The sequence below is a fragment of the Roseomonas sp. HF4 genome (assembly GCF_005222755.1).
Lineage (GTDB): Bacteria > Pseudomonadota > Alphaproteobacteria > Acetobacterales > Acetobacteraceae > Neoroseomonas.
This window is the reverse complement of record NZ_STGD01000001.1, coordinates 92,313-105,126: the sequence shown is the minus strand read 5'-3', so window position 1 is coordinate 105,126 and position 12,814 is coordinate 92,313. Positions and strand designations below refer to the sequence as shown.

Genomic DNA, 12,814 nt, shown 5'->3' with positions numbered 1-12,814 from the left:
CGCCATATCCGGTCGATGAGACGGAGACCCGCGCCATGCCCGCCCACCTGCCCGCCATCCTGTCTTCCCTGCTGCTAGGGGCCTGTTCGGTCGTGGGCATCCGCAGCGGCACGGAGGAACCGGCCTTCGCGGTGGTGGAGCAGGTGGGCGAGGTCGAGATCCGCCGGTACGCGCCCCGCATCGCCGCCGAGACCGAGGTCGCGGGGGGCGAGGAGGCCGCCCGCAACGAGGGCTTCCGGCGCCTCGCCGGCTACATCTTCGGGGGCAATGCGCGGCGCGACCGCATCGCCATGACCGCGCCGGTCGCGCAGGCGCGGGGCGAGCGGATCGCCATGACCGCCCCCGTCGCGCAGCAGGGTTCGGACGGCGCCTGGCGCATCCGGTTCTTCATGCCGGCGCGCTTCACGATGGAGACGCTGCCCGTCCCCGACGATTCCCGCGTGGCGCTGGTGACGGTTCCGGAGGAAACGGTGGCCGTGCTGCGGTTCTCCGGCGTGCCGCGGCCCGATCTGGTCGCGGAACGCGGCGCGGCCCTGGCGGCGGCGCTGGAAGGCTCGGCCTGGGCGGCGACCGGCCCCGTCCAGGGCTGGTTCTACGACCCGCCCTGGACCGTGCCGGCGCTGCGGCGGAACGAGGTAGTGGTCCCCGTCGCGCGGCGCTAGTTCGCGCGCCCGGCCGAGAAGGCGAGCGTCATCTCGTCCGTCCGCGCCTCATAGGTGACGCCGCGGCGCATCGCCCAGGTGTTGACCTGGAAATAGAGCGGGATCAGCGCCGTCTCCTCGCGCAGCGCCCGGCGCGTCGCCTCCTGCGTCAGACGCTCGCGTTCGGCGTTGTCCATGGTGGTCCGCGCGCGCTGGATGATGGCGTCGATCTGCGGATTGCCGAACCGGCCGCGGTTCGCGGTGCCGAGGCCGAGGTCCCGGTTCCAGGTGTGGATCTGCGTCTCGAGCATCCCCAGCACCTCCGGGTTGGGCGAGAAGCCCGCGAGGTTGACCGAGTACATCAGCCGCGCGGCCTCCGGCAGCCAGACCGACCGCGTCTTGGTCTCGACCGTCACGGTGAGGCCGAGGCGCGTCCACATCTGCGCGATCGCCTGCACCACGCGTTCGTCGTTCACGTAGCGGTCGTTCGGGCCGTTCACCTGCACGGCGAAGCCGCGCGGGAAGCCGGCCTCGGCCAGCAGGCGGCGCGCGGCGTCCAGGTCGAAGGGCGGCGGCGTCAGGTCGGGGGAGGTGCCGAAGTAGCCGGCGGGGCCGAGGTCGCCCGCGGCCACGGCCTGGCCCTGCATGACGCGCGTGACCAGCGCCTCCCGGTTGATGGCGAGCGACAGCGCGCGGCGCACCCGCGCATCGCGCAGCGGGTTGGCGAGCGGCGCGCCCTCCGGCGCGCGGACATGCGGGCTGGTCTCGCGATCCGAATCGAGCGTTAGGAAGATCAGTCGGTTCGACGGGCTCTCGGCGACGGCGAAGCGGGCGTCGCGGCGGAAGCCCTCGAACTGGTCCGGCGGCACGATCTCGATCAGGTCGACATCGCCCGCCTGCAGCGCGGCCACGCGCGACCCCGCATTGGCGATCGGGCGGAACTCGACCGTGGCGTGCGCGGGCGCGACGCCGGCGAAGGCCGGGTTGCGCGCGTAGCGGACCGGCTGGCCCGGCTGCCAGGACACCAGGCGATAGGGACCGCTGCCGATCATGGCGGAGCCGTCGTTGAAGGCCGCCGTCGTCAGCCCGTCCCGCTTCGGCACCACCATGACCAGCGCCAGCTGGTTCAGCAGCAGCGGGAAGGGGCCGCGCGTGCGCAGCCGGATGGTGTGCGGGCCGACCGTCTCGACCGCCGCGACCGGCCGCGTCGCATAGCCGAAGGAGGAAGGCGAGTTCGGCACGTCCCCGGCGCGGGCGATGGTGAAGGCGACATCCTCGGCGGTGACGGGCCGGCCGTTGCTGAAGCGCGCATCGGGGTCGAGCTGCAGTTCCCAGGTCGTGTCGTCCACCACGCGCCAGGACCTGGCGATGGCCGGGCGCAGCACCTGGCGCGCATCCTGTTCCACCAGCGGCTGGAAGACGTGGCGTGCGAAGGCGATGTTCGTGATCAGGCTGGCGAAATGCGGGTCGAGGCTGGTCGGCCCCGCCTCGACCCCGATGCGCAGCTCTGCGCGGTCCTGGGCTGCCGCCGGCAACGCGAGGGCGGTCAAGGCGGCGATCAGCAGGCGCTTCATGCGGCATCCTTCCAGGCCAGGGTATCGAGCGGCGCGCTGCCCGCGCGCGGCATCCAGCCGCCCGGCGCGCGGGAGAAGAGCGGCGTCGCGAAGGCCGCGCGCACCGGGATGCCTACGGGCCAGGCGCCGCGCCAGCGGTCGCCCTGCGCCATCGCCACCAGCAGCGCCGCCGGCCGCGCCCCGGCGCGCTCCAGCAGCGCCAGCCCGGCCAGCGCGGAACTGCCGGTCGAGATCACGTCGTCCACCAGCAGCACGCGCCGCCCGTCGAGCCGGTGCCGGATGCGCGGGTCGAGCCAGAGCCGCCGCTCCGCCGGCGCGGTGGAGGAGGAGGCCAGCACCGACAGCCCGTCCTCGTACCAGCGCTTGCGCGACCATCCGGGGGCCACCCAGTTCGCATGGCCGAGCGCCTCGGCCACCAGCGGCGCGAAGACCTGGCCGAGCGTGGGCAGGCCGACCACCACCTCGGGGCCGATGTCCCTCGCGGCGTCGGCCATCCAGCGTGCGATTCGCTGCACGACCGGAATCGCCGCCTGGTTGGCGATGAAGCCGGCGACCGCGATCTGCCCATAGTCGCGCAGTGGCAGCACGAGCCGTGCGCCATCCGGCATCGGCGCGGGGTAGCGGTCGGTGAATGGGCCCGGATCGCGCGACGGCGCGTCGAAGGTCTGCCAGAACTCCATGGCCTGGTCCGTGGCGGTGGGACGATGAGCGTGGCATCTTCGCCGCATCGCAGCAACGGAGCACCCGATGCCCAGGCCGGACGACCTCGCCCCGCTGGCGGCCGACATGACGGCTTGGCGCCGCGACTTCCATCGCCACCCGGAACTCGGCTTCGAGGAAGTGCGCACCGCCGGGATCGTCGCGGACCTGCTGCGCGGATGGGGCATCGCGGTCGAGCCAGGGGTCGGCGTGACGGGCGTGGTCGGGACGCTGACGGGCACGCGCGGGCCGGGCGGCAACCGCGCGGTCGGATTGCGCGCCGACATGGACGCGCTGGCGATGACCGAGGCGACCGGTGCCGACCACGCCAGCGGGACACCCGGGAAGATGCATGCCTGCGGCCATGACGGGCACACCGCCATGCTGCTCGGCGCGGCGCGCTGGCTGGCGGCGAACCGCGACCGCTTCGGCGGCACCGTGCGCTTCATCTTCCAGCCGGCCGAGGAATCCCGCGGCGGCGCCGCGCGCATGGTGAAGGATGGCCTGTTCGCGCGCTTTCCCGTCGATGCGGTCTACGGGATGCACAACCTGCCCGGCCTGCCGCTCGGTACCATCGCCGTGCCGAAGGGCGCCGTGCTCGCGAGTTCCGACACCTGGGAGGTGACCTTCCGCGGCGCCGGCGTGCACGGCGCGCGGCCGCATCTCGGCACCGATGCGCCGCTCGCCGCCGCGCAGTTCGTGGCGGCGCTGCCGATGATCGTGGCGCGGGAGATCGACCCGCTGCAGGCCGCCGTGCTGAGCGTCGGCCACATGGCCGCCGGCGCGCGCGACGCGCCCAACGTCATCCCGGCGGAGGTCTTCCTCTGCGGCACCGCGCGCGCCTTCACCGAGACGGTGCGCAACCACCTCGAGGCGCGCCTCGCCGAGGTCGCGCGCGGCATCGCCGCCACCTGCCGCGTTGCGGCCGAGCCGCGCTACATCCGCCGCATTTCCCCCACCATCAATCGCGCGGACCAGGCCGCCATCGCGGTCGAGGCGGCACGCGCGGCGGTAGGCGCGGCGCTGACGCTCGACGACCACCCGCCGCTGACACCCGGCGAGGATTTCTCCGAGTTCCTGGCCGAGTGCCCCGGCGCCTATGTCTGGCTCGGCACCGGCGAGCCCGCGCATCCCGAAGGCGTGCACCACAACCCACGTTTCGACTTCAACGACGCCGCACTCGCGCACGGCGCCGCCTTCTGGTGCAGCCTGGTGGAGCGCGAGCTCGCATGACGCGGCGCGTCTGCCTGATCGACACCGACCCGGGCACGGACGATGCCATCGCGCTCTGGCTCGCGCTGGCCTCGCCGGAGCTCGACCTGCGGCTGGTGACGGTGGCGGGGGGCAATGTCGGGCTCGACCGCACGCTGCCCAATGCGCGCGCCATCCTCGGCCTCGCGGGCAGCGCCGTGCCGGTGGTGGCCGGCGCCGACCGCCCGCTGCTCGGCGCCTTCACCTCTGAGACGCGCGTGCATGGCGCGGATGGCCTGGGCGGCGTCGTGCTGCCCGAGGGGCCACCCGCGACACCCGGCATCGCGGCGGACGCGATCCGCGACCTGCTGCGCGCGGAGAGCCGCGTCACGCTGATCGGCATCGGCCCGGCGACGAACATCGCGCTGGCGCTCGCGACCGAGCCTGGCCTCGCGGCGCATGTCGCGGAGATCGTGCTGATGACCGGCGCCTGGGCCGAGGGCAACATCACGCCCGAGGCCGAGTTCAACGCCTGGTCCGACCCCGAGGCGCTGGCCGTGCTGCTCGGCTGCGGGCGGCCGGTCACGCTCGCGACGCTCGAGCTGACGGCGCAGGCGCTGGTGACGCCCGCGCGCGTCGCGGCGCTGCGCGCGGCGGGGCAGGGGGCGTGCCTCGCGGCGGCTGCGCGCATCCTCGATGGCGTGCCGCCGTCGCGCCGCTTCGGCCATCGTGGCTTCCCGCTGCACGATCCCTGCGCGATCGCCTGGCTGCTGGCGCCCGGCCTGTTCACGACGCGCGATGTCCATGCCGATGTCTGCTGCGCGCCCGGCGCCTCGCGCGGGCGGACGCTGGTGGACCGCTGGGGACGCACGGGGCAGGCGGCGAATGCGCGCCTGCTCGAGACGCTGGACGCGGACGGGTTCTTCGCGCTGCTGGCCGGGCGGCTCGCCGTCCTGCGCTGAGCGGCCGCGCTTCACGCTTCCTTAAGCGACGTCTCGTCAAATGGTGGTGAGGGCCCGAACCGGCGCCCGCAGCGGGTGAGAGGCACCCCTTGTCGGCCGGGTCTGGACCGCTCGCTGGCTGGCAGGATGCCTGGCCTCCACCCCTTCGCGCGCCCGGGGAGGCGCGCGGCCTCGGAGACCTGACACATGACGAAGCTGATCCCGGCGCGCCTGTCCGCGCTGCTCCAGTGCAAGCGTGGCGTGACGGCGATGGAGTACGGCCTGATCGCCGCCTTCATCGCGGTCGCGATCATCGGCGGGCTGACGCTGCTCGGCGGCAACCTCAACACCTTCCTGAACACCATCGCGGCCAACTTCGCCGCGCCGGTCTGACGCGTCCGGGGCGGCGGAGGGATGCTCCGCCGCCCCGCCTTCCGGTGCCGGCACCGGGACTAACCCTTCCTTCATGCGACCGCCGCCATGCTCGCGTCGATGGTCCCCTTGTCCCTGCCACCGCGCTGCCGATGCCCCGCATCGCTGAGGCGGCACGACACCCGGTCCTGCCCCGGACCGGCCGAGGGGCATGAGAGGTCGCGATGCGCATCGTCCTGATCCTCGTCTTCGTCGCCGGCCTCGGGGGGCTCGGGCTGCTCGGCATGCTGGCGCTGGCGCCGCCGCCGCAGGTGGCGGCCGTGGATGCGCCGCCGCCCGCGCGCATCGGCATCCTGGTCGCGACCCGCGCGGTGCAGGCGGGCACCCTGCTGAAGCCCGAGGACCTCGGCGCACGCGAGATCCCGGTCGAGGACATGCCGCTCGGCGCGCTGCGCGACACGCCGGAGGCGCGGCTCGACGTCATCGGCGCCATGGTCCGCCGCACGGTGGCACCCGGCGATGCGCTGCGGCTCGATGGCATGCTGCGCCCCGGGGAGAACGGCTTCCTCGCCGCCGTGCTGGCGCCGGGGATGCGCGCCGTGACGGTCGGCGTCGATGCCGTGACCGGCACCGCCGGCCTGATCTGGCCCGGTGACCGCGTGGACGTGATCCTGACCCAGGCCTTCGACGAAAACGACATCGCCCCCGCCCGGCGCGTGGCCGGGGAGACGGTGCTGAGCGCGGCCCGCGTCATCGCGGTCGACCGGCACCTGGTGCAGGGGATGCAACCTGCCGCCGTCGGTGATTCGCTGCGCGAGACCAATCGCACCGTCACGCTCGAGGTGACGCCCGAGCAGGCGACGCGCGTCGCCGTCGCGACGCGGCTCGGGCGCCTCTCGCTTTCGCTCCGCGCCGCCGGCACGCCGGCCGAGGAACCCGCCGCGCAGCGCCCCGTCTGGGGTGGCGATGTCAGCGCCGCCTTCGCGCCCGCCGGCACGCCGACCGCCGCGGCGGCGAGCGGCGCGCGCATCCGCGTCTTCGGTGGCCCAGGACGGGTCGAGGAGATCCAGTTCCGATGATGACCCGATCCCGCTTCCGCGCCGCAGGATGGGGCGCGGTGCCGGCCCTGGCGCTGCTGGCAGGCGCCGCGGCCGCGCAGGCCCCGGCGCCCGACCCGGCCGCGGCCCTGCCGGTCGTGCAGTCGCCCCCCGGCCTGCGCGTCGAGCGCATGTCGCTCGAGGCCGGCACGGGGCGCGTGCTGGTGCTCTCCGCGCCGGCCGCGAGCCTCTTCGCCGCCGACCCGCGCATCGCGGAGATGCGGCCCGCGAGCCCGACCAGTGTCTTCGTCTTCGGTGTGGCGCCGGGACGCACGACGCTGGCCGCCATGGACGCTGCCGGCCTGCCGCTCGTGCAGTGGGAGGTGACGGTCCGCCCCTCCGCCTTCCTGATGTCGGACCTGCAATCGGCGCTGCGGCGGTCCTTCCCCGGCAACCGCAGCCTGCGTGTCGAAGCCGGCCCCGGCGGCATCGTCGTCAGCGGCACGGTCAGCGCCCCGGCCGATGCGGAACGCGCGCAGACGCTGATCCGATCCCGCCTCGAGGACCAGCGGCTGCCGATCGACAACCGCATCTCGGTGACCGGCGTGACGCAGGTGAACCTGCGCGTGCGGGTTGCCGAGGTGTCGCGCGAGGTGACGCGCCAATTGGGCGTGAACTGGCAGGCGCTCGGCACCATCGGGCGGATCGGCACGGCGATCGGCGGGCCGGCGGGGCTCGCGGCCGAGACCTTCAACTTCGCCTTCGATCGCACCAACCCGTCCGACCGCATTGGCCTCGGTTTCCGCACCGGTGCGGCGGAACTGCGCGACATCAATGCCGTGATCGACGCGCTGGCGCAGGACCGCCTGGTCACTATCCTGGCCGAGCCGAACCTGACGGCGACCTCGGGCGAGACCGCGTCCTTCCTCGCCGGCGGCGAGTTCCCGATCCCGGTCAGCCAGCGCGAGAACCAGGTCACGATCGAATTCAAGCAGTTCGGCGTCGGCCTCGCCTTCGTGCCCACGGTGCTCTCGGACGGGCGGATCTCCTTCCGCATCCGCTCGGAGGTGAGCGAGTTGTCGGAGGCCGGGGCGGTGCGGCTGCTGTCGGGCAACAACAACACCATCACCGTGCCCGCGCTGACCGTGCGGCGGGCGGAGACGACGGTGGAACTCGGCTCGGGCCAGGCCTTCGCCATCGCCGGCCTGCTGCAGGACAGCTCCCGCCAGACCGGGCGCGCGCTGCCCTATGCGGGGGAGGTGCCGATCCTGGGCGCGCTGTTCCGGTCCGACCGCTTCCAGCGCAACGAGACGGAGCTCGTCATCATCATCACGCCCTACCTGGTGCGCCCGGCAGACAGCCCGCGCCAGGTGACGTCGCCGACCGACGGCTTCGTGCCGCCGAACGACGTCGAGCGCATCCTGCTGCTGCGCCAGACAGGTCGCGCGCGGGCCGCGGCGCCGGCCGGCGGCCTCGCCGGCAATCCCGGCTTCGTCCTGGATTGAGGGGGCACGGGATGCGACGCGCTCTGTTTCTCCTGGTCCTGCTTCCCGGCTGCGAAGCCATCGACCCCTATACGCGGGACGGCGCCTGGCGGCCGCTCGGCGCCAACCAGGCCAATCTGCGGACGCATGTCGCGAACCCCGCCCATCTCGACCGCGGGTCGTCCGACGGGGGCTCGGACGGGCAGGCGGCGGCGGATGCGGTGCGACGCTACCGGACGGACCGGGTGCGGCCGCTGCCGGCCTCGGGGGTCGCCGAGGTCCAGGCGACCGGCGTGGGCGGCGCGACCACGGGCGGCGTCGGCGCCGGCGGGGGCGGGGCCAATGGCGGGCGTTGACGGCGCCGACCGGCTGGCGCCCGGCGCGCAGCAGGCGAGCACGCCGGGCGATCGCCCGCCGCTGGTCGCCTTCGTCACCGATGCCGCCTCCGACGCGATCCTGCGCGAGACGCTGCTGACCGAGCTCGGCGAGGGCGCCGAGGTGCGGCGCGGCGACGTGATCGCGGCGATGAAGGCGCTGAAGCGCACCGCGACGCCGCTGGCGCTGCTGGTCGATGTCTCGGGCGTCGAGCAGCCGCTGACGGCGCTCGAGGAACTGGCGCAGGTGGTCGAGCCCGATGTGCGCGTGCTCGTCGTCGGCGAACGGCAGGACGCGGGCTTCTACCGGCAGCTGACGCGCGGGCTCGGCGTGCTGGAATACCTGTTCAAGCCGCTGACGCAGGAAATGGTCGCGCGCCACCTGCTGCCCTACCTGCGCGCCGGCACGGCGCCGCGCGACATGCATGTGCGCGGCGGGCGCGTCATCACCGTGACCGGCGTGCGCGGCGGCGTCGGCGCCACCACCATCGCCGCCAACCTGGCCTGGCACCTGGGGGAGGAGGCGCGCCGGCACACCGTCCTGTTCGACGCGGACCTGCATTCGGGCGCCGCGGCGCTGCTGCTCGGCGCGCGGACGACCAACGGGTTGCGCTCGGCTCTCGAGCATCCCGACCGGGTCGACGAGCTGTTCGTCGAGCGCACCGCGCAGCCCGCCGGCGAACGCCTGCACGTCCTGGCGGCCGAGGAGAAGCCGGCCGAGACGATCCTCGCGCAGCCCGGCGCGGCGGCGCGCCTGATCGGCATGCTGCGGCGGCGCTACAATTTCGTGATCGTCGACCTGCCGGCGCGCGGTGCGCCTGGTGCGCGGGAGGTCCTCGACATCGCGCACCAGCGCGTGCTGGTCACCGACGCTTCGCTGGCCGGGGCGCGGGAGATGCTGCGCTTCGCCGCCATCCCGAATGCGCCGACGCAGTCGCGCCGCGCCGTGACCGTGCTGAACCGCGCGGGCCAGCCCGGCATGCTGGCCGAGGCGCAGGTCAAGGAAGCCCTGGGGGAGGCGCCGGACCTCGTCTTCCCCTGGCTGCCGAAGCTCGTGCCCGGCGCGGCCGACCTGGGGGAGGCGGCGGGCGCGCGGCGCGGGCCGTTCCGCACCAACCTGCTGCGCCTGGCGCAGGAGGTGGCCGCGATCCGCACCGAGGGCGAGGAGCCGGAGAGGAAGGGGCTGTTCGCGCGATGGTTCCGCTAGACCTGCCAGCACCGACCTTCGGCCGCATGGTGCGGCGCGACCCCGTGGCGGGGGCGTCAGCCAACCTGCCCGCGGTGATCGAGCAGCCGGACCCGGCCGAGACGCTGCCGGCGGTTGTCTCGGCGCTGACGCCGCAGCAGCGGCAGAAGCAGGAACTGCGTTCGCTCTGCCTCGCGCGCATCGATCCCGCCTCGGTCGCGGCCCTGCCGCAGGAGGCGCTGTTCGCCGAGGTCGAGCGCATGATCGCCGAGATCGCGGATGCGCAGCGCATCGGCCTGTCGGCGCGGGAGCAGCGCGAGGTCGCGGCGGAACTCGTCGACGACATGCTGGGCCTCGGTCCGCTCGCGCCGCTGCTCGAGGACGAGACCGTGACCGACATCATGGTCAACGGCCCGTTCCGGGTCTTCCTCGAGCAGCGGGGGCGGCTGTCGCTCTCCAACGTGCGCTTCCGCGACAATGCGCACCTGGCGGGCATCGCGCAGCGCATCGCGGCGCAGGTCGGCCGGCGCATCGACGAATCGAGCCCCATGGTCGATGCGCGCCTGCCGGACGGCTCGCGCGTCAACATCATCTTCCCGCCGCTGTCCCTGCTCGGCCCCTGCCTGTCCATCCGCAAGTTCGCCAAGCGCAAGATCGACTTCACGCAGATGGTGAAGAACGGATCGATCGCGCCGGCCATGGCCCGGATCCTCGAGATCGCATCCCGCGCGCGGCTCAACGTCATCGTCTCGGGCGGCACGGGGTCGGGCAAGACCACCATGCTGAACGCGCTGTCGCGGCTGATCGACCCGACCGAGCGCATCGTCACCTGCGAGGATGCGGCGGAACTGCAACTCCAGCAGCCGCACGTCATTCCGTTGGAGACGCGCCCGCCCAACCTGGAAGGCAAGGGGGAGGTGACGCAGCGCGACCTCGTCAAGAACGCGCTGCGGATGCGCCCCGACCGCATCATCCTCGGCGAATGCCGCGGCGCCGAGGCCTTCGACATGCTGCAGGCGATGAACACCGGCCATGACGGGTCGATGTCCACGATCCACGCGAACAACACGCGCGACGCCGTGACGCGCATCGAGAACATGGTGCTGATGGGCCAGACGGCGCTGCCCGCGCGCGCCATCCGCCAGCAGATCGTCTCGGCCGTCGACATCATTCTCCAGATCGAGCGCATGCGCGACGGCGTGCGGCGCTGCACCCAGATCACCGAGGTCTGCGGCCTGGAGGGCGAGGTCGTGGTGCTGAACGACATCTTCCAGTGGGAATACGACGGCGAGGAGCCCGGCGGCCGGCTGCGCGGCACCTACCGCGTCAGCCGTGCGCGCCCGGGCTTCGCGCCGCGCCTGGCCTATTACGGCCTCGAGCGGTCCTGGTATGCCGCGCTCGAGGAGGCCGGCGAATGAGCGGCCTCGCGGCGCTCATCTTCGCGCTGCTGGTCGGGCTCGCGCTCGCGCTCTGGGGGCTCCACAGCACGGGCAGCAAGGGGCGTGGGCGTCGCCTCCAGGCACGCTTCGCGGCGCATTCCCTGCCGCATGCCCGCGTCCGCCTCGGCAGCCGGTTGACGCAGAAGGCCCCACAGGCGGCGTGGCTGCGCATTCCCGAGCCGCTGGAGGCGCGTCTTTCGGCAATCTTCGGGTGGGACGCGGAGCGGCTCGACCAGTATCCGGCGCCGCCGCCGCCGATGGTGCTGGCTGCGGCCATGCCGGCGCTGCTGGCCGGCGCCTATGCCGCCTCGCTGCTGGGCGCGCCCGGCTGGCTGGCGGCGCTCGCGGTCTGGATCGCGCTCGCGCGCTGGATCTTCGCCGCGATCCACCGCAAGCGCGCGGACGCGCTCTATCGGCAGCTGCCGGACGCGCTCGGCATGGTGGTGCGCGCGGTCCGGGCGGGTATCCCGGTGGTGGAGGCGCTGCGCACCGTCTCCCGCGAGATTCCTGATCCGACCGGCAGCGAGTTCCGCCAGCTGTCGGATCAGCTGGCGATCGGCATCCCGATGGAGGACGGCCTGAAGCGCCTGGCGCGCCGCTCGGGCCTGCCGGAATACCGTTTCTTCGCCGTCTCGCTCACGTTGCAGAACAGCGCCGGCGGCAACCTGACCGAAACGCTCGACAACCTGGCCGACGTGGTGCGCAAGCGCGTCGCCACGCGCCAGCGCGGCCACGCGCTCGCCTCCCAGGCGCGGGCCAGCGCCTATGTGCTGTCTGCGGTGCCGGTCGTCGCCGCCGCGGCGCTGCTCCTGATCAATCCGCGCTACATCCTGCTGCTGTTCAGCGACTCGCGCGGGAACATGGTGCTGCTGGCCGCCGTGGCCTCGCTCGGGGTCGGGCTCGGCACGATGAAGGCGATCATCCGCCGGAGCCTGACGTGAACCGCGCGGTCCTGCTGCAGGCCGGGTTCGGGCTGACGGTCGCGATGCTGTTCTGCGCCGCGCTGCTGCTGCCGCGGCTGCGGCGGGGCGACCGGCTGCAGGGCCGCATCGCCGCGCTGCGCGGGCTTGCGGTGCGCACGCGGCCGGACGCGGCGCCGTGGCCGCAGCGCATCGCTCGCGCCGTGGGGCAGGCGGTGCTCGCCAGCGGCATCGTGAAGGGGGAGACGCTGGCCGAGCTGCAGCGCACCGTCATGGCCGCCGGCTTCCGCGGCCCGCGCGCGGTCGCGGTGTTCATCGGCGCCAAGGTGATCCTGATGGTGGGGCTGCCCTTCGGCATGCTGCCGCTGTCCGCCGGGGCGGAGCCGGTGCTGCGCAACCTCCTGGTCGCGGGCGCGGCCGTCGCGGGGCTCGTGCTGCCCGACATGGCGCTTCGGCGCATGCGCGACGCGAACGCGAAGCAGGTCGAGCGCGGCCTTGCCGACGCGCTCGACCTGATGGTGATCTGCGCCGAGGCCGGCCTGCCCCTGGAAGCCGCGATCGAGCGTGTCTCGTACGAAATGCAGGAGGCGAACCGCGCGCTCGCGGCCGAATTCGCCAATGTCGGCACGGAACTCCGGATCCTGTCGGACCGCCGGCAGGCGCTGCAGAACATGGGCGAGCGCACCGGCCTCGACAGCTTGCGGCGCCTCGGCGGCACGCTGGCGCAGACGCTGCAGTACGGCACGCCGCTCAGCCAGGCGCTGCGGACGCTGTCGACCGAATTGCGGCACGAGACGCTGATGCGCTTCGAGGCGCGCGCCGCGCGGCTGCCCGCGCTGCTCACGCTGCCGACCATCGCGTTCATCCTGCCCTGCATCTTCCTGATCGTCGGCGGCCCCGCGGTGCTGCGGGTGCTCGACCTCGCCGCCGGTCGCTGAGCCGAAGGAATTGGCCCC

Annotated in this window: 13 protein-coding genes; 11 read left to right on the top strand and 2 right to left on the bottom strand. The window is 73.7% G+C overall.

The features are described from left to right. The first annotated feature begins 35 nt into the window (after positions 1 to 35). The gene (locus E8M80_RS00500) at positions 36 to 662 is read left to right on the top strand and encodes a heme-binding protein (RefSeq protein ID WP_137123693.1); all 627 of its coding nucleotides are present in this window, start codon (positions 36 to 38) and stop codon (positions 660 to 662) included. Here the strand turns inward: E8M80_RS00500 and E8M80_RS00495 are convergent. Together E8M80_RS00495 and E8M80_RS00490 are read right to left on the bottom strand one after the other, a co-directional pair. Further along, positions 659 to 2,215: an ABC transporter substrate-binding protein gene (locus tag E8M80_RS00495; protein ID WP_137123692.1), complete on the bottom strand. Its 1,557-nt coding sequence runs from the start codon at positions 2,213 to 2,215 to the stop codon at positions 659 to 661. The two genes, E8M80_RS00500 and E8M80_RS00495, sit on opposite strands and share 4 nt — an antisense overlap. After that, on the bottom strand, positions 2,212 to 2,943 hold the full coding sequence (locus E8M80_RS00490) for a phosphoribosyltransferase (protein WP_255467488.1): 732 nt from the start codon (positions 2,941 to 2,943) through the stop codon (positions 2,212 to 2,214). Before E8M80_RS00490 ends, E8M80_RS00495 begins: the two co-directional genes overlap by 4 nt. A 19-nt stretch (positions 2,944 to 2,962) precedes the next feature. On the opposite strand from E8M80_RS00490, the gene E8M80_RS00485 reads away from it, so the two are divergent. The 10 genes from E8M80_RS00485 (at position 2,963) to E8M80_RS00440 (ending at position 12,796) form a co-directional block, all read left to right on the top strand. Next, positions 2,963 to 4,147 (top strand): amidohydrolase, encoded by a 1,185-nt coding sequence (locus tag E8M80_RS00485; RefSeq protein ID WP_240789834.1) that lies wholly within the window; start codon positions 2,963 to 2,965, stop codon positions 4,145 to 4,147. After that, positions 4,144 to 5,067 (top strand): nucleoside hydrolase, encoded by a 924-nt coding sequence (locus E8M80_RS00480; protein ID WP_137123690.1) that lies wholly within the window; start codon positions 4,144 to 4,146, stop codon positions 5,065 to 5,067. The genes E8M80_RS00485 and E8M80_RS00480 overlap by 4 nt, the downstream gene beginning before the upstream one ends. 186 nt (positions 5,068 to 5,253) lie before the next feature. Beyond that, entirely contained in the window at positions 5,254 to 5,439 is a 186-nt protein-coding gene (locus E8M80_RS00475; protein WP_137123689.1) for a Flp family type IVb pilin, read from the top strand. A 203-nt stretch (positions 5,440 to 5,642) separates the two neighbouring features. Further along, positions 5,643 to 6,497 (top strand): Flp pilus assembly protein CpaB, encoded by an 855-nt coding sequence (cpaB, locus tag E8M80_RS00470; RefSeq protein ID WP_137123688.1) that lies wholly within the window; start codon positions 5,643 to 5,645, stop codon positions 6,495 to 6,497. Next, positions 6,494 to 7,960, top strand: a complete 1,467-nt coding sequence (locus tag E8M80_RS00465; protein WP_137123687.1) for a type II and III secretion system protein family protein — start codon at positions 6,494 to 6,496, stop codon at positions 7,958 to 7,960. The genes cpaB and E8M80_RS00465 overlap by 4 nt, the downstream gene beginning before the upstream one ends. Before the next feature lie 11 nt (positions 7,961 to 7,971). Then, positions 7,972 to 8,295, top strand: coding sequence for a hypothetical protein (locus tag E8M80_RS00460; protein ID WP_137123686.1), 324 nt, complete (start codon positions 7,972 to 7,974; stop codon positions 8,293 to 8,295). Continuing rightward, positions 8,282 to 9,520, top strand: a complete 1,239-nt coding sequence (locus E8M80_RS26830) for a cellulose synthase operon protein YhjQ/BcsQ (protein WP_137123685.1) — start codon at positions 8,282 to 8,284, stop codon at positions 9,518 to 9,520. Before E8M80_RS00460 ends, E8M80_RS26830 begins: the two co-directional genes overlap by 14 nt. After that, complete coding sequence (locus tag E8M80_RS00450; protein WP_240789833.1) at positions 9,508 to 10,917, top strand: CpaF family protein; 1,410 nt, start codon at positions 9,508 to 9,510, stop codon at positions 10,915 to 10,917. The genes E8M80_RS26830 and E8M80_RS00450 overlap by 13 nt, the downstream gene beginning before the upstream one ends. Continuing rightward, positions 10,914 to 11,879, top strand: coding sequence for a type II secretion system F family protein (locus E8M80_RS00445; RefSeq protein WP_137123684.1), 966 nt, complete (start codon positions 10,914 to 10,916; stop codon positions 11,877 to 11,879). Before E8M80_RS00450 ends, E8M80_RS00445 begins: the two co-directional genes overlap by 4 nt. Further along, positions 11,876 to 12,796, top strand: coding sequence for a type II secretion system F family protein (locus tag E8M80_RS00440; RefSeq protein ID WP_137123683.1), 921 nt, complete (start codon positions 11,876 to 11,878; stop codon positions 12,794 to 12,796). Before E8M80_RS00445 ends, E8M80_RS00440 begins: the two co-directional genes overlap by 4 nt. Positions 12,797 to 12,814: the final 18 nt, after the last annotated feature.

Excerpts from the sequence above, each read along its gene's own strand:
- E8M80_RS00450 (WP_240789833.1), top strand. The coding sequence starts at position 9,508 with ATGGTTCCGCTAGACCTGCCAGCACCGACCTTCGGCCGCATGGTGCGG.
- E8M80_RS00500 (WP_137123693.1), top strand. The coding sequence starts at position 36 with ATGCCCGCCCACCTGCCCGCCATCCTGTCTTCCCTGCTGCTAGGGGCC.
- E8M80_RS00485 (WP_240789834.1), top strand. The coding sequence starts at position 2,963 with ATGCCCAGGCCGGACGACCTCGCCCCGCTGGCGGCCGACATGACGGCT.
- E8M80_RS26830 (WP_137123685.1), top strand. The coding sequence starts at position 8,282 with ATGGCGGGCGTTGACGGCGCCGACCGGCTGGCGCCCGGCGCGCAGCAG.
- E8M80_RS00460 (WP_137123686.1), top strand. The coding sequence starts at position 7,972 with ATGCGACGCGCTCTGTTTCTCCTGGTCCTGCTTCCCGGCTGCGAAGCC.
- E8M80_RS00465 (WP_137123687.1), top strand. The coding sequence starts at position 6,494 with ATGATGACCCGATCCCGCTTCCGCGCCGCAGGATGGGGCGCGGTGCCG.
- E8M80_RS00445 (WP_137123684.1), top strand. The coding sequence starts at position 10,914 with ATGAGCGGCCTCGCGGCGCTCATCTTCGCGCTGCTGGTCGGGCTCGCG.
- E8M80_RS00480 (WP_137123690.1), top strand. The coding sequence starts at position 4,144 with ATGACGCGGCGCGTCTGCCTGATCGACACCGACCCGGGCACGGACGAT.
- E8M80_RS00495 (WP_137123692.1), bottom strand. The coding sequence starts at position 2,215 with ATGAAGCGCCTGCTGATCGCCGCCTTGACCGCCCTCGCGTTGCCGGCG.
- cpaB (WP_137123688.1), top strand. The coding sequence starts at position 5,643 with ATGCGCATCGTCCTGATCCTCGTCTTCGTCGCCGGCCTCGGGGGGCTC.
- E8M80_RS00490 (WP_255467488.1), bottom strand. The coding sequence starts at position 2,943 with ATGCGGCGAAGATGCCACGCTCATCGTCCCACCGCCACGGACCAGGCC.
- E8M80_RS00475 (WP_137123689.1), top strand. The coding sequence starts at position 5,254 with ATGACGAAGCTGATCCCGGCGCGCCTGTCCGCGCTGCTCCAGTGCAAG.